Origin of the sequence: Blautia sp. MCC283 (assembly GCF_018785565.1) — a bacterium.
GTDB lineage: Bacteria > Bacillota > Clostridia > Lachnospirales > Lachnospiraceae > Blautia_A.
In genome coordinates, this window is the sequence record NZ_WQQB01000045.1 from 153,442 (window position 1) to 170,267 (window position 16,826).

Annotated in this window: 18 protein-coding genes and 1 riboswitch; of the genes, 7 read left to right on the plus strand and 11 right to left on the minus strand. The window is 46.4% G+C overall.

Annotated elements, in window-relative coordinates; all coding sequences use genetic code 11:
• Positions 1–77: 77 nt before the first annotated feature.
• From hflX to GPK81_RS18050, 10 genes are all read right to left on the minus strand, one after another.
• Entirely contained in the window at positions 78–1,313 is a 1,236-nt protein-coding gene (hflX, locus tag GPK81_RS13335) for a GTPase HflX (protein ID WP_021976372.1), read from the minus strand.
• 1 nt (position 1,314) lies between these two features.
• Positions 1,315–2,373 (minus strand): tetratricopeptide repeat protein, encoded by a 1,059-nt coding sequence (locus GPK81_RS13340; protein ID WP_021976371.1) that lies wholly within the window; start codon positions 2,371–2,373, stop codon positions 1,315–1,317.
• A gap of 8 nt (positions 2,374–2,381) precedes the next feature.
• A complete protein-coding gene (glmM, locus tag GPK81_RS13345; protein WP_118061879.1) occupies positions 2,382–3,728 on the minus strand; it encodes a phosphoglucosamine mutase in 1,347 nt (448 codons plus the stop codon).
• Positions 3,729–3,742: 14 nt separating this feature from the next.
• Complete coding sequence (locus tag GPK81_RS13350; protein WP_118061878.1) at positions 3,743–4,660, minus strand: nucleotidyltransferase family protein; 918 nt, start codon at positions 4,658–4,660, stop codon at positions 3,743–3,745.
• 57 nt (positions 4,661–4,717) lie between these two features.
• Positions 4,718–5,794 (minus strand): peptide chain release factor 1, encoded by a 1,077-nt coding sequence (gene prfA / locus GPK81_RS13355; RefSeq protein WP_021976368.1) that lies wholly within the window; start codon positions 5,792–5,794, stop codon positions 4,718–4,720.
• 39 nt (positions 5,795–5,833) lie between these two features.
• The gene (gene prmC, locus GPK81_RS13360) at positions 5,834–6,709 is read right to left on the minus strand and encodes a peptide chain release factor N(5)-glutamine methyltransferase (protein ID WP_021976367.1); all 876 of its coding nucleotides are present in this window, start codon (positions 6,707–6,709) and stop codon (positions 5,834–5,836) included.
• Complete coding sequence (locus GPK81_RS13365; protein ID WP_021976366.1) at positions 6,696–7,694, minus strand: DUF1385 domain-containing protein; 999 nt, start codon at positions 7,692–7,694, stop codon at positions 6,696–6,698. The genes prmC and GPK81_RS13365 overlap by 14 nt, the downstream gene beginning before the upstream one ends.
• Positions 7,695–7,788: 94 nt before the next feature.
• A complete protein-coding gene (gene rpmE / locus GPK81_RS13370) occupies positions 7,789–7,992 on the minus strand; it encodes a 50S ribosomal protein L31 (RefSeq protein WP_015526151.1) in 204 nt (67 codons plus the stop codon).
• Positions 7,993–8,098: 106 nt separating this feature from the next.
• Positions 8,099–9,697 (minus strand): transcription termination factor Rho, encoded by a 1,599-nt coding sequence (gene rho / locus GPK81_RS13375; protein WP_215707196.1) that lies wholly within the window; start codon positions 9,695–9,697, stop codon positions 8,099–8,101.
• Positions 9,698–9,974: 277 nt separating this feature from the next.
• Positions 9,975–10,961: an anthrax toxin lethal factor-related metalloendopeptidase gene (locus GPK81_RS18050; RefSeq protein WP_244096068.1), complete on the minus strand. Its 987-nt coding sequence runs from the start codon at positions 10,959–10,961 to the stop codon at positions 9,975–9,977.
• A 167-nt stretch (positions 10,962–11,128) separates the two neighbouring features.
• A riboswitch (cyclic di-GMP riboswitch) is annotated at positions 11,129–11,218 on the minus strand.
• Between the two features lie 140 nt (positions 11,219–11,358).
• Between GPK81_RS18050 and GPK81_RS13385 the strand changes: the two genes are divergently transcribed.
• The 7 genes from GPK81_RS13385 to GPK81_RS13415 are packed head-to-tail and all read left to right on the plus strand — an operon-like array spanning position 11,359 to position 16,243.
• A complete protein-coding gene (locus GPK81_RS13385) occupies positions 11,359–12,282 on the plus strand; it encodes a transglutaminase-like domain-containing protein (protein ID WP_174088057.1) in 924 nt (307 codons plus the stop codon).
• Positions 12,283–12,312: 30 nt separating this feature from the next.
• The gene (locus tag GPK81_RS13390; protein WP_021976362.1) at positions 12,313–13,356 is read left to right on the plus strand and encodes a type II secretion system F family protein; all 1,044 of its coding nucleotides are present in this window, start codon (positions 12,313–12,315) and stop codon (positions 13,354–13,356) included.
• 12 nt (positions 13,357–13,368) lie between these two features.
• Positions 13,369–13,725 (plus strand): hypothetical protein, encoded by a 357-nt coding sequence (locus tag GPK81_RS13395; RefSeq protein WP_118061877.1) that lies wholly within the window; start codon positions 13,369–13,371, stop codon positions 13,723–13,725.
• On the plus strand, positions 13,722–14,246 hold the full coding sequence (locus tag GPK81_RS13400; protein WP_215707197.1) for a DUF4860 domain-containing protein: 525 nt from the start codon (positions 13,722–13,724) through the stop codon (positions 14,244–14,246). Before GPK81_RS13395 ends, GPK81_RS13400 begins: the two co-directional genes overlap by 4 nt.
• Positions 14,243–14,695, plus strand: coding sequence for a hypothetical protein (locus GPK81_RS13405; RefSeq protein ID WP_021976359.1), 453 nt, complete (start codon positions 14,243–14,245; stop codon positions 14,693–14,695). The genes GPK81_RS13400 and GPK81_RS13405 overlap by 4 nt, the downstream gene beginning before the upstream one ends.
• Positions 14,692–15,177 carry a hypothetical protein gene (locus GPK81_RS13410; RefSeq protein WP_021976358.1) on the plus strand — a complete coding sequence of 162 codons (486 nt, stop codon included), beginning with the start codon at positions 14,692–14,694 and terminating at the stop codon, positions 15,175–15,177. Before GPK81_RS13405 ends, GPK81_RS13410 begins: the two co-directional genes overlap by 4 nt.
• A gap of 4 nt (positions 15,178–15,181) precedes the next feature.
• Complete coding sequence (locus GPK81_RS13415) at positions 15,182–16,243, plus strand: type IV pilus twitching motility protein PilT (RefSeq protein WP_215707198.1); 1,062 nt, start codon at positions 15,182–15,184, stop codon at positions 16,241–16,243.
• Between the two features lie 76 nt (positions 16,244–16,319).
• On the opposite strand, the gene GPK81_RS13420 is transcribed toward GPK81_RS13415, so the two are convergent.
• The gene (locus GPK81_RS13420; RefSeq protein WP_215707199.1) at positions 16,320–16,820 is read right to left on the minus strand and encodes a COG2426 family protein; all 501 of its coding nucleotides are present in this window, start codon (positions 16,818–16,820) and stop codon (positions 16,320–16,322) included.
• Between the last annotated feature and the right edge of the window lie 6 nt (positions 16,821–16,826).

Below are 16,826 nucleotides of genomic sequence, written 5' to 3' on the forward strand. Positions count from 1 at the left end.
GTCAACACAAAAAGCACCATATATAGTGTCCATTTTGTTCACGGTACTATATATGGTACTGAGTAGTTTTTTTAACATTATGTAACTTTCGGATAGATTTCCCGCGGAACCCTTGCTTTTACAGCAATTCCGCCTTCTGTATACTCTTCCGAAAGAAGCTGTCCATACTCACGGATCAGCTGGATCTGACCGGCCTCCGAATACGGAAAAAGCCGCTCCATATAAATCTGGCCTTCTGCAAGGATCTCAGAGAGCAGTTCCTTAAATTCTTCAAGTCCTTCTCCTGTCCGTGCGGAAATCTTCAGCGTATGATCTGCACGGAGATCCCGGAGACTTTCCCCGGAAACACGGTCCTGCTTGTTAAAAAGTGTGATCGTCTTTTTCCCAAGGGCGCCCAGCTCTTTCAGGGTCTCATATACGATATGCATCTGCATCTCCGCCTGGGGATTGGACTCATCTACCACATGAATGATGTAGTCCGCATATTTGGCTTCTTCCAGGGTACTCTTGAAGGCTTCTACCAGATTGTGGGGAAGCTTCCGGATAAATCCTACAGTATCCGTAAGAAGAAGCTGCTGTCCGTCATCCAGTGTCAGAAGACGTGTGGTCGGGTCCAGCGTGGCAAAAAGCTTATCCTCCGAAAGCACCGACGCACCGGTCAGTGTATTCAGAAGCGTGGATTTTCCCGCATTGGTGTAGCCGACAATAGCCGCAGTCTTCAGATTTCCTGCCGCTCTTCTGGAACGGAGCAGTTCCCTGTGCTTTTCCACCTGGGAAAGTTCCTGCTTCAGTGCGGAGATCCGGTTTCGGATCAGACGGCGGTCTGTCTCCAGTTTCTTCTCACCGGGACCTCTGGTACCGATTCCTCCTCCAAGCCTTGAGAGAGAAGAACGAAGTCCCACAAGACGTGCAGAACGGTAACGGAGCTGTGCAAGCTCTACCTGGATCTTACCTTCGCTTGTCACGGCACGCTTCGCAAAAATGTCAAGAATCAGCAAGGTACGGTCCATAACCTTGCATTCCAGTTCCCGCTCCAGATTGTTCATCTGAGCAGGAGAAAGCTCATCGTCACAGATCACACCGTTGGCATTCAGGGCATAGAGAAGGCCTTTTACCTCCTCGATCTTGCCTTTTCCGATATAGGTGCCAGGATGTATTGCCTCGCGGTTCTGGATGATCCTGCCAGCAACGTATGCACCTGCTGTAGCCGCAAGCTCTCCAAGCTCATCCAGGGATTCTTCCATGTCATCCCCCAGATTTGCCTGAACCCCGATCAGGATGACCCGGTCCTGTATTTCCTCAAAATATTCCATATCAGCCCTCCGAAGACGTTCTGGTTTTCAGGAAAGCCAGCTCTTTTTTGGCAGCGGAATCTTCCGGGAACATATCAACATATTCCTGTGCCTTGGTCAGTGCGGTGGCAAAATCCAGTTTTTTCTCATAGGCTACGATCTCGTTGAACAGAAGGCTCTGCATCTCGTCTGTGGTAGCAGTCGGGAGACCTTTTGTAATGTTATCAAGAGCAGAATCATAATCCCCATTCCGGATATCACACAGTGCCAGGCCGTTATATCCCTTGGCGGAATCTCCCACTGCGGAAATATACTGTTTATACATTGCCTGGGCATTTTCCACATCATCCTGAGCCAGATATACCATTCCCAGGAGAAGAAGAGCTTCCGTATTATCCTTCTTGGTTGCTTCCAGGAGCTCTTTTTTTGCATTGCTGTAATCTTCCATATAATAGTAAACGCGGCCTCTGTCACAGTGATCCTGCGCGTCCTTGGCCTCAGAAGAAAGGGCAGCCTCCAGATATCTGGTTCCGTCTGCTTCCATATCTTTATCCAGATACGCTTCATAGATCTGGATCGCCATATCATAGGTGGAGTCCTCTCCATAGGCCTGCTTAAAGTTCGATGCCGCTTCCTCGTAGGAATCCATAGCAAGGGCAACTTTTCCGGTAAGGAAATAACTGCTGGCATCCATGGAAAAATCTTCTCCTAATGTCTGGCAGTCTGCCATGGCGTCCTCATAATTTCCAGCTTTCAGCTCTGCGGTGGCACGGTAAGACAAAATATCCCTGCGCAGGCTTTTACTTACCCGGTCACAGCCCAATGCCTCTGTAAAATTATTCACCGCATCCTCATATTTGCCAAGACGCAGGCTTGCAATCCCCGCCCCACGGTAGGACTGTGCCAGTTTTACCCCGTTCTGGATAGAACTCTGATACTCCTCCAGGGCATACTTGTAGCTTCCCTGAGAAAGATCTTTACCCGCCTGCTCATATGTTTTTGTTTTTTCACTGCCGCAGCCGCCCAGAAGCAAAGCTCCTGTAACGGCTGCAAGAATCAATACGGTCTTTGTATTTTTCATGGAATTCCTTATTCTACAACAAGCCCTTCGGCTTCCATTACATCAACAACACTGTCTACATACTGGTGGCAGAGTTCATCCGTTCCCGCCTCTACCATAACACGGATCAACGGCTCTGTACCGCTTTCACGTACCAGGATACGGCCATCATCGCCAAGTGCCTCCGCTGCGGCCTCAATGGCTGCTTTTACCTTCTCGTTCTCCAGGGCGGTTTTCTTATCGGAAACACGCACATTGCGGAGAAGCTGCGGATAAACCTTCATCTCCTTGGCAAGGTCGCAAAGTGTGGCTTTCTGATCCACGCATGCCTCCATGATCATAAGAGAAGTAAGGATTCCGTCACCGGTAGCAGAATAACGGCTGAAGATAATATGTCCGGACTGCTCACCGCCGATACTGTAATTGTTTTCCATCATGTTCTCGGCAACGTATTTGTCACCAACTGCAGTCTGCTCGTAGTCGATGCCTTCCCGCTCCAGAGATTTGTAAAGACCAAGGTTTGACATAACAGTTGTTACAACCGTATTTCCGTTCAGCTGTCCTTTTTCTCTTAAATATTTGCCGCAGACATACATGATCTTGTCACCGTCAATGATATTTCCGCGGTGGTCTACAGCAATACAGCGGTCTGCATCGCCATCATAAGCAAAACCGATATCCAGACCTTTGTCGATCACAAACTGTCTCAGAACTTCAATATGTGTGGAGCCACATCCACGGTTAATATTCGTTCCGTTCGGCTCATTATTGATCACATAAGTTTTTGCACGGAGTGCGTCAAAAACACTCTTGGCAATGGCAGATGAACTTCCGTTGGAGCAGTCCAGTCCCACCTTGATATTCTTGAAATCGTGGCATGGAATAGAGATCAGATGTCCGATATAACGGTTTCTTCCAGATGCAAAATCAACCGTACAGCCGATATCTTCTCCGGTTGCCAGCGGAAGTTCTTCGATCTCTCCATCCAGATAAGCCTCGATACGTGCTTCAATATCTGCGGAAATCTTCTGTCCGTTCTCATTGAGGACTTTGATTCCATTATCGTTAAACGGATTATGGCTTGCGGAAATCATGATACCGCAGTCAAAATCTTCTGTACGTACCACATAGGATACACTTGGAGTTGTGGTTACATGAAGCAGATAGGCGTCTGCTCCGGATGCGGTAAGTCCTGCCGCAAGGGCATACTCAAACATGTAACTGCTTCTTCTTGTATCCTTGCCGATCACGATCTTCGCCTTGTGATCTCTGCCGTAATACCAGCCAAGATAACGTCCCACACGAAATGCATGATCTGCTGTAAGTTTTACATTTGCTTCACCACGAAAACCATCTGTTCCGAAATATTTACCCATAATGCTCTCCTTTATTACTGATACAGTCCTTCCGGATAAACGCCGTCATCTGTAAGTTTTTTGAATGCAGCCTGTACAGATGCCTTATCTTCCTGATAAGTAACACCAAACCACTCGTCCTTTGTCTCAAGAACGTCAACTGCTGCTTTCCCGGAATGGATCAGCTGGTCGATAAGCTCTGGAAGAAGATACTCTTTCTTGATGTCTCCCTCTTTGATCCCACCAAGGAACTCAATGAAACCTTTCTCAAGGATTTCCATAAATTCCGGTGTCAGTCCCCACATATTCATGGAAACAAGGCTCTTGGTATCCAGCGCTTCTGCTGTACCATCGTCATTTCTTGTCTCTGCGCCGTCTGCTGTCTTGAAGATGTTATGTGTCTCTGTAACGCCGACAAGCTTGCCGTCCTCAATATGGCACACACCTCTTGTAACGCTTCCGTTGTCGCTTAATGTATTTCCAAGGCGGAAACCTGCCATGCAGATGTGCATCGGGCCATCCTGCGGATGATCCTGTACCAGATAGTCGTGAACTTTTACGTAGGCCTCTTTTCCATAGTAGTCATCTGCATTGATAACAGCGAATGGCTCGGAAAGGACTTTCTTTGCTGCCAGTACGGCATGTCCGGTTCCCCATGGCTTGGTACGGTCTGCCGGTTTCCGGAAATCTCCCGGAAGATCATCGATCTCCTGGAATGCATAAGCAACCTCTGTAATCTTGGAGATACGGTCTCCGATCACTCTTTTGAACTCATCCTCAAGGTCTTTACGGATAATAAATACAACCTTGTTGAATCCTGCCTCCAGTGCATCATGGATAGAATAGTCCATAATGATCTCACCCTTCGGTCCTACCGGTGCAAGCTGCTTGATTCCTTTTCCAAAACGGCTGCCAATTCCGGCTGCCATGATTACCAGTGCTGTCTTTTTCATGTTTCGTTTCCTCCTGATTTATTATAGTTTTTTGAACTCTATCTCTGTAATTAACGATTACTCCTGTTCATTGAGCTTGGTCAGCTTCACTGCCTGGTCTGCCGCGATCAGGCTGTCGATGATCTCATCCAGATCTCCGTTAAGGATATTCTCAAGGCGATGAAGGGTCAGTTTGATCCTGTGGTCCGTCACACGTCCCTGCGGGAAGTTGTAGGTACGGATCTTCTCGGAACGGTCACCGGTACCGATCTGGCTTCTTCTTGCCTCTGCCTCAGCGTCATGCTGCTTGGCAAGTTCCATCTCATACAGACGGGAACGGAGCACGCGAAGTGCCTTGTCCTTGTTTTTGAGCTGAGATTTTTCATCCTGGCAGGAAATTACGATTCCTGTAGGGATATGGGTAAGACGTACCGCGGAGTCTGTAGTATTGACACACTGACCACCGTTTCCGGAAGCACGGAACACATCGAATTTACATTCATTGAGATCCAGATGGAAATCAATCTCTTCTGCTTCAGGCATGATGGCCACAGTACAGGTGGAAGTATGAATTCTTCCGCCGGATTCTGTCTCCGGTACTCGCTGTACGCGGTGTACACCGCTTTCGTATTTCAGTCTGGAATACGCACCCTCACCTTTGATCATGAAAGTAACTTCCTTGAAGCCGCCGATACCGTTCTCATTAAGGCTGAGCATCTCGGTTTTCCAGCGACGGGACTCTGCATATTTCACATACATACGATAGATCTCTGCCGCAAAGAGAGCCGCCTCATCACCGCCTGCACCTCCACGGATCTCAACGATAACGTTCTTGCTGTCATTAGGGTCTTTCGGAAGAAGAAGGATCTTCAGCTCATGCTCCAGCTCCTCCACTCTCTTTCTTGCGTCGGAAAGCTCCTCTTTCAGCATCTCACGCATCTCTTCGTCCTTCTCGCTCTCCAGCATGGAAAGACTGTCCTCGATGGTCTCTTTGTTTTTCTTGTATTCTTTATATGCGTCAACGATCGGCTGCAGGTCGCTCTGCTCTTTCATCAGCTTCTGAAAATGCGCCGGATCATCGGTTACTCCCGGTTCTCCCAGCTCATTGAGAAGCTCTTCAAAACGTACCAGCAGATCATCCAGTTTATCAAACATGTATTTCCTCCTGTTTCTGATACCTGTGAATCACAATTTTTACAAAGGCTTCTGCCCCATCACTACACGGTCAAGGCCCGGAAGATCTTTTACCACCTGAACCTTTTCAAAACCGGCATTTCTCAGCATTTCACTGACTGCCTCCCCCTGAGTGCAGCCAATCTCATACAGAAGCCATCCACCCGGCTTCAGGTATTTCCCTGCCTCTTTGGTGATCTTTCTGTAAAAATAAAGCCCATCCTCCATTCCGTCAAGAGCCTTTCTGGGGTCATGAAGACGGACTTCTTCCATTAATGTTTCAATTTCTTCTGTCGCGATATAAGGCGGGTTTGAAATAAGAATATCATATTTCCCACCCTCTTTTCCACCTTTTTCGCAAAAATACGGTGCCGAGAACAGATCACTTTCCAAAAAATCCGCCCGGTTCTCCACTTTCAGAAGGCTGGCGTTCTCTTTCGCCACCTCCAGTGCTTCCGGAGAAACGTCCACACCCGCACCACGGGCATCCTGCCGTTCCAGAAGAAGGCTTATGAGAATGCAGCCGGAGCCCGTACACATATCCAGGATCTCCGGTTTCTCCACATCCTCAAGGCATTTCAGACCTTCCTCCACCAGTGTCTCGGTGTCCTGTCTCGGGATGAGCACATTTTCGTTTACATAAAACTCATAGCCCATAAAAAAAGCCTGATGAGTCAGCTGCTGTACAGGAATATGTCCTGCCCGCCTGCCGATCAGCTCAAGATACTCTGCTGCGGTCTCATCAGACACCGGTTCATCACCATGTGCAAAATAGTATGCCCGGTTCTTTCCGGTCTTATATTCCAGAAGGAGCCAGGCATCCAGCCCGGCTTCTTCCAATCCGTTATCTTTCAGTATCGTTGTTCCTTTTTTGAGAAGTGACTCAAGAGTCTGCATGGCTTGTCTCCTCTGTCTCATAAGGGATATCCAGGTCAAATTCCTCTTTCAGATAAGCTCTCCAGTCAAAAACCGCCTCAACTGCCTTGATGGCTACTTCTGCCATATCTGCAGTTGGTTCCTTGGTGGTGAATTTCTGCATGGCAAGACCTGGTTTACTCATAATGTCCGCAAATTTACTGTCCGTTCTTCCTGCCCACTGGATGATCTCAAAAGAGATTCCCGCAACTACCGGTACCATAAGAAGTCTTCCAAACAGTCTTACCCAGTAAACCGGGACCAGCACAAACACAAAGTGCAGCACAATACTTACCAGCATGACCAGGAACAGAAAACTGGTTCCACAGCGCTTATGGAGCCTGGAACTCTTCAGTACGTTCTCCACAGTCAGTGGCAGTCCATGTTCCACACAGTTGATACATTTATGTTCCGCACCGTGGTACATAAAAGTTCTCTGGATATCCTTCATTCTGGAGATCAGGAACATATATCCCATAAACAGTGCCAGCTTTACAAAAGCTTCTACTACAGTAACCAGGAATTCCGAAGCGCCTACCTTGCGGATCAGACTGGCCAGTATATACGGAAGAAACATAAAAGCAGCCACAGATACTACCATAGAAACAGCTACCGTAATGTAAAGAAGCCACTTGAACTGCTTATCTTCTTTGGCTTTCTTTGCGGAAAGCTCCTCTTCTGTAAGCTGCTCATTCTTCTTCGCAGTTTCTTCATCTTCCTCGTCACCTGCGATCTCCGCAGAGTACATCAGGCATTTCGTGCCTACCACAAGAGAATCCACAAAACTTACCACACCACGGATGATGGGCTTCTTCAGAAACGCATGGTTTCCGAAGGTACATTTATAGTCTTCTACTTTCAGCTCGATCTCCTGGTCCGGACGGCGCACTGCGATAGAATATTTGTCCTTGTGGCGCATCATGATGCCTTCCATCACGGCCTGTCCGCCAATATTCGATGATTTCATTCATTCTCTCCTGTGCAAACTGAAAAAATTTTTCAGTTAAAGAAAGGTTGAGATTTCCCAACCTCAACCTTCTCATTTCCTGTATTCGCAATAATTACTTATTCAGGCCGTATTTCTTGTTGAACTTATCGATACGTCCACGAGCCTGTGTAGCCTTCTGCTGTCCTGTGTAGAACGGATGGCATTTGGAGCAGATCTCAACGTGGATGTCCTCTTTAGTAGAACCTGTTACGAAAGTGTTTCCGCAGTTGCAGGTTACAGTTGCCTGATAGTAGTTCGGATGGATTCCTTCTCTCATGATTTTCACCTCTCTATATAATTTAATATTATTCGTATACAATTGACGAATTCCATTTTAAACAGCTTGCTAAGTATAACACAGCTTTCCTGAAAATGCAAGGACTTTATAAAAATTTCTGTTTCTTTACAGTCTGTACCAGCTCCGCATTGGTCCTGGTTCTGGCAAAGGTATTCAGAATCTGTTCTAACGCCTCATCGGACTTCATTCCGTTGAGTGCTTTTCGCATAATATAAACAGCTTCCTGCTCATCCTTGCTGAGAAGAAGATCCTCTCTTCTGGTTCCGGATTTCTGGATATCGATGGCCGGGAATACACGTTTTTCCTGTAATTTACGGTCAAGGACAAGCTCCATATTACCGGTTCCCTTGAACTCCTCGTAGATGACATCGTCCATCTTGCTTCCGGTATCCACAAGTGCCGTTGCCAGAATCGTCAGGCTTCCGCCCTCACGCATATTACGGGCTGCGCCAAAAAATCTCTTAGGCATATGAAGGGCCGCCGGATCAAGACCACCGGATAAAGTCCTTCCACTTGGCGGGATAATCAGGTTATAGGCTCTGGCAAGTCGTGTAATGGAATCCAGAAGGATGATCACATCCTGTTTATGTTCTACCAGACGACGGGCACGCTCCACAACCATCTCGGAAACTCTCTTATGATGCTCCGGAAGTTCATCAAACGTGGAATAGATCACTTCCACATTAGGTCCCTGGATTGCTTCCTTGATATCGGTAACCTCCTCCGGACGCTCATCGATCAGAAGGATAATGAGATGCATATCTTTATTATTCTTAAGGATGGACTTTGCAACGTCCTTCAGAAGGGTTGTCTTACCGGCTTTCGGCGGAGATACGATCATTCCTCTCTGTCCCTTTCCGATAGGGCTGATCAGGTCTACAATGCGCATGGCAGTTGTACCGCCTGCACGCTCCATAACCAGTCTCTCATTAGGAAAGATCGGTGTCATATCTTCAAAATTATATCTTCTCTGGCCTTCACTCGGATGGAATCCATTGATGGAGGACACGTAAAGAAGTGCACTGAATTTCTCTCCCTGGGTCTTGATCCGGATATTTCCCTGGATGATATCACCGGTCTTTAAATTAAAGCGGCGGATCTGGGAAGGCGAAACATAAATATCGTTTTCACCAGGAAGATAGTTGGCACAGCGGATAAATCCATATCCATCCGGAAGTACCTCCAGGATCCCATTGGCTTTTTCACCACTGTCCAGCTGTGTGGATTCTGAAGGAACATTGCCATTCTCCGGACGCGCTTCTGCCTCGTGGCTGCCATCACGTGTATAAGCACGTTCTTCCTGTGCCGGCCTTCTGTAATTCTCCCTGTTATATGCACTGCGGTTGTAGCTTTCTCTGTTGTTCTCTCTGCGTCCGTTTATATTTCTGTGTTCCTGATCATTCCGCTCCGTACGATACTCTTTCCGTTCCTGCTGATTTTCAGATGCTGGACGGGTTCGATATTCATTTTTTTCATTTTCCTGTACTTTCTCTTTCAGAGAATTCTCACCCGCTGTATTTCCCGGTGTTTCTTCCGTCTTCTCCTTCACCGCTTCCTTTGCGTCTTCTTCCAGCATTCTCTCGATCAGTGCCGGTTTTCTCAAAGTAGAGATTCCCTTCATCCCTCTTGCCTTTGCCAGATCTTTCAGCACTGCCAGAGACAATGATTCATATTTTTCTCTCATAAATAAATCCTCTATTCTTGCTTAATTATGATAAATTGTAATTTTATAATGGAAATCTGATGCAGTCTGACATGACCGCACTGGTATCTGAACCGTTATGAAATATGATTATGATAATAATATACACTATTTTTGAAGCAATGCAAGAAATTTTTGTCGACAATGAATCTTCCGTTACCGGAAGGAGGGGCTGGATATCTCAAGTAACGAGAATGCGATGCGCAGTTATTCAAAAAATCCCCGGGATAAACTCCCGGGGATTCGGCTGTATAACTTATTATTTCCAGATTACCTTATAAACATTCATGATCTTGTTTACCTGTGCGTCTGTAACCTTTGACAGTGCATTGGTGATTGCTTCGTATGTCTGAGGACGCTGTGCCTTCAGTACAGAAGGATTCTCTGTATACTCCAGAACGGATTCTGCGAAGTACTCAGACGCATTCTGTGTTGCATAAGCCTTTCTGACACCTGTGAATTTAGATTTCTCACTGTTATAAACAGATGCGAAAGCTGCATTCTTATCTACATTACCAGCGATAAATGCAAGATAATGGCCAAGCTCATGGTAGATCGTATCATCCTCCACTTTAAGAGTGATCGTTCTTGATCTTCCATCAAAATATCCGGCGTAGGAAACGCTTGGATCAACAATGACGGTAAATCCCATCTTTGTAAATGCATTTAATACTCTGCTGTCCATCTGAGGTGCAATAGATGCTACATTGCTGACTGTGTATTTCTCTTTTTTAGCAGTTGTACTTCCTGCAGTAGTAGCATTCACAGTTGTAGATGCCGCTGCAACAACTGTTGTAGTTGTCTGCACTGTAGTGGTAACCTTCTGTGTCTGTACTACATTTTTAGATTTTTTGGTGTATTTCCGGCTTGTATCTGTCTGTACGGTTGTTGTTGTCTTTATGGTTGTAGTCTGATTTTTCTTGGTTGTCTTGTTTGTAGTTTTCTTGGTTGTCGGAAGTTTCTTGGTATAAGTCTTCGTAGCTGCTGCTTTTAACTTGATGTTCTTCTTGGTTGTCTTGCTGCTCTTGGTTGTCTTGGTTGTAACCTTCGGCTGTGAAGCAAGCGGTGTATCATCATCTTCAATCGTCTGCTCGACTACCGGATCTGTGTAATTCGGCAGTTCCGGCACCTGTGAGTCCTGCCATACCATTGCAAAGCTTCCTGCTGTGATCAGTGCAGCAGCTGCAATACATCCAGCTGCGATCTTCTTTTTCATAAAGAAATTTTTAAGGTTCATTTTTTTCATACTTTTCACACCTTTCTGAAAACGGACGTTCCGACCGTCATCCATATTCGGTGGCCGCAGAATTTACTGCATCAAAAAAACCGCTTATTTTAAATAAACGGCCGCGTCAACACATAAATCCTTTTCACCTGGATGCTGTCTGATTACGTCACTAAATCGGAATTTAATGCGGCAACCGGCTGTCATAGTCTTTCAATTGTGACCTTAGACCCTTGGCTTTGCGTCCCTGCTTTTCAACAGGTTTGCCTTTTATATGTATAGTATATGTTTTTTCTTTCGAAATGTCAACATTTTACTCCCTGTTCTCTCTGCTTGTTCTGTCTTTTTTTTTCATAATCTGCTATACTGTTATCTGTAAAAAAAGAAAAAAACATTATATGACAGGAGAACGGCAAATATGTCAAAAACTTTATCTGCCCGTCTCTTTTTTGTACTGCTGCTTTTCGGAACTGTGTTTTTTCTGACTGGCTGCGGGAATTCCGGAAGTTCCGGTGACAAGCCTCCGTCTTACTCACCAGCCCGTGTTCTCACTCCGGAGGCACCCGGTAAACAGACACTGGGAAGTTCCCCTCTGATCCTGGATATTTCCAATCAGGACCAGGGTTATATGACTGCCAGCTCCGACTCAGGAGATTCCCGTATGAATATACAGCTTACTTCCCCGTCCGGTGTCCTTTACTCCTATTTTCTGGAGCCGGAGGAACAGGCTGTTATTCCCTTTTCGGAAGGCTCCGGAGATTATTCCATTACCTGTTACCAGCAGGTAGACGGAAGCCAGTATGCCGCACTTTATGCAGAAACTCTTACTGTAAAACTTCAAAATGAGTTTCTTCCATTTCTGTATCCCAACCAGTATGTGGATTTTTCCGTCAAAAGTGAAGCCTGTACTCTGGCACAGTCACTGGTCAAAGATGGTATGAACGATGTGGAAATCCTGAAAGCTTTTTATACATATGTCACAGAACATATCACCTACGATTACGATAAGGCAGATTCTGTAGAGGCCGGATATCTTCCTGATGTAGACGAAACCCTTCAGTCAGGCACCGGCATCTGCTTTGATTATGCAGCACTGACTGCGGCAATGCTTCGAAGTCAGGATATTCCCTGCAAACTTGAGATTGGCTATTCCGGCGACATCAAGCATGCCTGGATCGATGTCTACATCCAGAACAAAGGCTGGGTAACAAAAGCAATCTCCTTTAACGGAGATACATGGAAACTTATGGACCCAACCTTTGATGCCAACAGCAACGGCAATGAAGCGATTCAGGAATATATCGGAGACGAAAGCAACTACACGGTACAGTATACACACTGACCAACCACCCGCAAAAAAGGAGACTTTATTATGAAATCTAAACTGACAGCCCGGGAATTATCCAATTTCTGCGGGCAGATGGGAATACTGCTGCATTCCGGCATATCAACAACAGAAGGACTCCATATCCTCTGTGAAGAAAGCAAAACCGACACAGATCGTGAGATTCTGAAGCCACTTATCAATTCCATGGAAAAAAACGGTTCTCTTTCCCAGGCTCTTGAGGATTCCGGCTGTTTTCCAAAAGCTATGACCGCCTATATAAAAACAGGCGAAGAAACCGGTTGTCTGGATGAGATCATGACAAGCCTCTCCCGGCATTATGATCAGGAGCAGGAAATTTCCCAGCAGATACGAAGTGCAGTCACCTATCCGCTGATCATGCTTGGAATGATGGCAGTAGTAATCCTGGTTCTTCTTGTAAAAGTTCTCCCCGTGTTCCAGCAGGTCTTTCATCAGATGGGTCTGGAAATGAACGGAATCTCACAGGGACTTTTAAATGCCGGCAATATGATCAGTCGCTATTCTGCTGTTTTTCTGATTCTTGCAGTACTTCTCATTGGCTGCATTCTTTTTTTCAGTCTCACAGAAAAAGGTCATGCCAAACTTCGAAAACTGGTCACACATCTTCCTGTTTTTTGTGAGATTCCTGTTGCCATGGATTACAGCCGTCTGGCGCAGGGACTGTCTCTGGGGCTTCGAAGTGGTCTTTCTCCGGAAACCAGTCTTGAGCTTACAGAAGCAATGCTCACACAACCGGAAATTCTTGAGAAGCTCCGAAAAACTTCCGAACTTCTGAACAACGGGGAAGCTTTTTCAAAGGCTCTGACAGAGTCCGAACTGTTCAGTGGCATGGAGGGACGTCTGATCAGTATTTCCTTCTACTCCGGAACCAGTGACGAAACTTTTCGCAGGCTGTCTCAGCAGTACACAGAAAAATCCATAGATCTGATCTCTCAGGCAGTATCTGTTGTGGAACCAACTATTGTGATCCTGCTTTCCCTGCTTGTAGGACTTGTCCTGCTTTCCGTAATGATGCCGCTTCTGGGAATCCTTTCAGATTTTGCGATATAAGGTGGTGACAACATGGAACTTTTTGAAAGTCGACGAAAAAAAATTTTCCGGGGGCTTCTGCTTCTTTTTCCTGTATTTCTTCTGATATTTGCCTGTATTCTGTTTGTAGCGGGCGTCAGTCATACATCCGGCCAGGCTCTCGTGAAAGAACAGGATGCTCTGGAGCAGGCATTAAAGAACAGTGCTGTCCGCAGCTACGCCATGACCGGTGAATATCCTGAAGATCTTGCACAGCTCCTTAATGATTACCATATCACCTATGACAAAAACCGATTTATCGTAGAATATATCCCCAACGGTTCCAATCTCCTGCCTTCTATCAGCGTTATTGCGCGTCCTGGCAGTTCGAAAGGAGGCGCTTCTTCATGAAACTGAAAAAAAATACCGGCCATTCCATATCCTCTCTTTTTTCACTCCTTCTGTTCGGTGTTTTTGCGCTGTTTCTTATGCTGATGCTGTTGTCCTCCGCAAGAGTTTACCAGCAGACTGTAAAACAGACGGATTCCGATTCCGGGCTTGGGACTGCCATCACCTATCTGACGACCAAATTCCGGCAGCATGACCAGGCCGACGGGATTTTCTCAGGTTCCCTGGATGATATCCCTGCACTTTGTTTTCGGGACACACTGAAGGGAAAAGATTATATTACCTATATTTATCTGAAAGATGGAAATCTTACAGAACTTTTCACCGTTGCGGATTCTCAGGCAAGCGCATCGGCCGGTACTTCCATTTCTCAGCTTTCGGATTTTCAGGCAAAAAACCTGGATAATGGTTTTTACCGCATTTCCCTGAAAAGTGCAACCGGAATCTCTGCACACTTTCTGCTGCACAGCACAGCCGAATCTTCCGTTACCGGTACAGATGCAGGCAAAAAGGAGGCATCATGAAGAAATCACAGCATAATTCCAGTACCAGTCTTTTTCTTATGGAAATGATCCTGGCGCTTTTATTTCTTTCTCTCTGCTCGGCTGCCTGCATTCAGATTTTTGCGGCAGCCCGTAAAAACCGTATACAGGCAGAACAGTGGAATCAGATTCAGGCACTCACCACTTCTGTGGGAGAAGCACTGGAAGGCAGCAATGGATCTCCCAAACAGCTTCTTGCTCTTCTTCCGGATGGCACACAGACCGACAACAGCCTGATCTGGTATTACGACCATTCCTGGCAGAACTGTTCCAGAGATGAGGCAGATTACGAAATGGTTTTCGTTTTGTCCACAACCTCCTCTGAAAAATCCGGAGAGCTTTCCTTCCGCAATATCCCGGAAAATACTTTGCTTTATCAGATCACCTTAAATTTTCCTGACTGTGGCAACGGAAAGGAGGAAATCCATTGAAACAAAAACATACTTTTTTCGTAACAGTAGGAATTCCTTCGCTGTTTCTGATCTTTTCCGTACTTTGCCTCTGTGTACTGGCTTTGCTTACTCTTTCCAGTTCACGGACCAGTTTAACAACAGCCAGACATTCCATGGAACAGACAGAGAAATATTATTCAGCCTGCAGTGAGGCTACCGAGCGTGTAGCCGATATCCGCAGTACACTGGCCGGATATTTGGCATCCGCAGAAGATAAAGCGGAATATTTTTCCCAGGTGAAGACTTTTGCAGATACGCAACAGGATCTTGTCTGGAATTCCTCTGATCACACCCTGTCTTTTTCCACGAAATTTGCCGACAGTCAGCAGCTTTCGGTGATACTTGAGATTTTTTATCCAGGAAAGACCGAAACCTCCGTATTGAAGATCCTTCAGTGGAGCACAGAATCTAATGGCACCTGGAATCCTGACAATCATCAAAATCTATTTAAAGGAGAGTGAACAAATGGATACTCCAATTCCTGAATTTCTTGCAGAAGCTGCCAATAAACGGGTCTCCGATATTTTTATCATCGCAGGCCGTCCTCTGGCCGAAAAAATTGATGGCCACCTTTTCAGCAGTGGTGACCGATTGATGCCAGCCGAAACGGAAGCACTTCTGCGCACCATCTATACACTTGCGGAAAACCGTGATATATCCCGGCTTCTGGAAACCGGTGACGATGACTTTTCGTTTTCCATTCCCGGCGTCTCCCGTTTCCGTGTCAACGCTTATAAACAGCGTGGTTCCCTGGCTGCCGTGATCCGTGTGATCGCCTTCCGGCTGCCGGATCCTGCAGAGCTTTCCATTCCGGAAGATGTGATGAGTGTTTCTGATTATACACGCGGCATGGTCCTTGTCACCGGTTCTGCCGGAAGCGGTAAATCTACCACTATGGCCTGCCTCATTGACCGGATTAACCACACCCGGGAAGGCCACATTATTACCCTGGAAGATCCTCTGGAATATCTTCACCGCCATGACCGCTGCATTGTCAGCCAGCGAGAGATCTGCACCGACACCGAGAGTTACTTGACTTCTCTTCGTGCCACCCTCCGCCAGAGCCCCGATGTAATCCTTCTGGGTGAGATGCGTGATTATGAAACCATACAGACCGCCATGACTGCCGCAGAAACCGGCCATCTGGTTCTTTCCAGTCTGCATACTCTGGGCGCTGCCAACACCATCGAGCGTATCATGGATGTCTTTGAACCTTCCCAGCAGCGTCAGATCGCTATCCAGCTTTCCATGGTCCTTCAGGCGGTTATTTCCCAGCAGCTGATCCCGGATGTGGAAGGCCGCAACATTCCTGTTTTTGAGATCATGCGCCTGACACCTGCCATCCGAAATATGATCCGTGACAACAAAGTCCACCAGATCGAAGGCGTAATCTCCACTTCCAGCCAGGATCAGATGCGTTCCATGGACCAGAGTCTTCTGGAATTATACAAAAAAGGCCGTATCACTAAGGATACAGCCGTGAGCTATGCAATGAATCCGGATATGCTGAAACGCCGGCTTATGTAACAATGCCTGAAAATACAAAATTCCTCATCACCTACCAGACTTCGTGACAGTGATGAGGAATTTTTATTTTTCTTAATCAGTGCACTACACTTCCTACAATTCCATAGGAAACAATATACATAATCGCACTTGCCATAAAAAGTCCGCACAGGATCGCAATGGAGGATTTTTTGATATCCACCTCAAGAAGAGATGCGATCAGTGCACCGGTCCAAGCACCGGTGCCAGGAAGGGGGATTCCCACAAACAGCAGAAGTCCCAGAAATTCATAGCGTTTGATCTGATCACTTTTTCCCATGGCTCTGTTTTCCATTTTTATGATCAGACCTCTGAACAGTTTTGTTTTTTTCATCCATTTAAAGATCTGCCGGATAAAAAGCAGGATAAACGGAATCGGGATAATGTTTCCCACGATACAGATCGGCAGTGCTTTTGCCGCTGAGATCTTCAGCAGAGAGGCTGCCAGAAGACCGCCTCGAAGCTCCAGGATCGGGATCATGGAAATGATGAACACAGCTCCCTCCGGAGAGATAAACTGTGAGAGATGGTTTGAAAACCACTGTACCAGTACTTCCATAGTACC

Bases quoted from the DNA above. Each gene is read 5' to 3' on its own strand.
- hflX (WP_021976372.1), bottom strand. From the start codon at position 1,313: ATGGAATATTTTGAGGAAATACAGGACCGGGTCATCCTGATCGGGGTT.
- GPK81_RS13390 (WP_021976362.1), top strand. From the start codon at position 12,313: ATGAAATCTAAACTGACAGCCCGGGAATTATCCAATTTCTGCGGGCAG.
- GPK81_RS13365 (WP_021976366.1), bottom strand. From the start codon at position 7,694: ATGAAATCATCGAATATTGGCGGACAGGCCGTGATGGAAGGCATCATG.
- rho (WP_215707196.1), bottom strand. From the start codon at position 9,697: ATGAGAGAAAAATATGAATCATTGTCTCTGGCAGTGCTGAAAGATCTG.
- prfA (WP_021976368.1), bottom strand. From the start codon at position 5,794: ATGTTTGATAAACTGGATGATCTGCTGGTACGTTTTGAAGAGCTTCTC.
- GPK81_RS13420 (WP_215707199.1), bottom strand. From the start codon at position 16,820: ATGGAAGTACTGGTACAGTGGTTTTCAAACCATCTCTCACAGTTTATC.
- GPK81_RS13395 (WP_118061877.1), top strand. From the start codon at position 13,369: ATGGAACTTTTTGAAAGTCGACGAAAAAAAATTTTCCGGGGGCTTCTG.
- glmM (WP_118061879.1), bottom strand. From the start codon at position 3,728: ATGGGTAAATATTTCGGAACAGATGGTTTTCGTGGTGAAGCAAATGTA.
- GPK81_RS13385 (WP_174088057.1), top strand. From the start codon at position 11,359: ATGTCAAAAACTTTATCTGCCCGTCTCTTTTTTGTACTGCTGCTTTTC.
- GPK81_RS13415 (WP_215707198.1), top strand. From the start codon at position 15,182: ATGGATACTCCAATTCCTGAATTTCTTGCAGAAGCTGCCAATAAACGG.
- rpmE (WP_015526151.1), bottom strand. From the start codon at position 7,992: ATGAGAGAAGGAATCCATCCGAACTACTATCAGGCAACTGTAACCTGC.
- GPK81_RS13350 (WP_118061878.1), bottom strand. From the start codon at position 4,660: ATGAAAAAGACAGCACTGGTAATCATGGCAGCCGGAATTGGCAGCCGT.
- GPK81_RS13400 (WP_215707197.1), top strand. From the start codon at position 13,722: ATGAAACTGAAAAAAAATACCGGCCATTCCATATCCTCTCTTTTTTCA.
- GPK81_RS13405 (WP_021976359.1), top strand. From the start codon at position 14,243: ATGAAGAAATCACAGCATAATTCCAGTACCAGTCTTTTTCTTATGGAA.
- prmC (WP_021976367.1), bottom strand. From the start codon at position 6,709: ATGCAGACTCTTGAGTCACTTCTCAAAAAAGGAACAACGATACTGAAA.
- GPK81_RS18050 (WP_244096068.1), bottom strand. From the start codon at position 10,961: ATGAAAAAAATGAACCTTAAAAATTTCTTTATGAAAAAGAAGATCGCA.
- GPK81_RS13340 (WP_021976371.1), bottom strand. From the start codon at position 2,373: ATGAAAAATACAAAGACCGTATTGATTCTTGCAGCCGTTACAGGAGCT.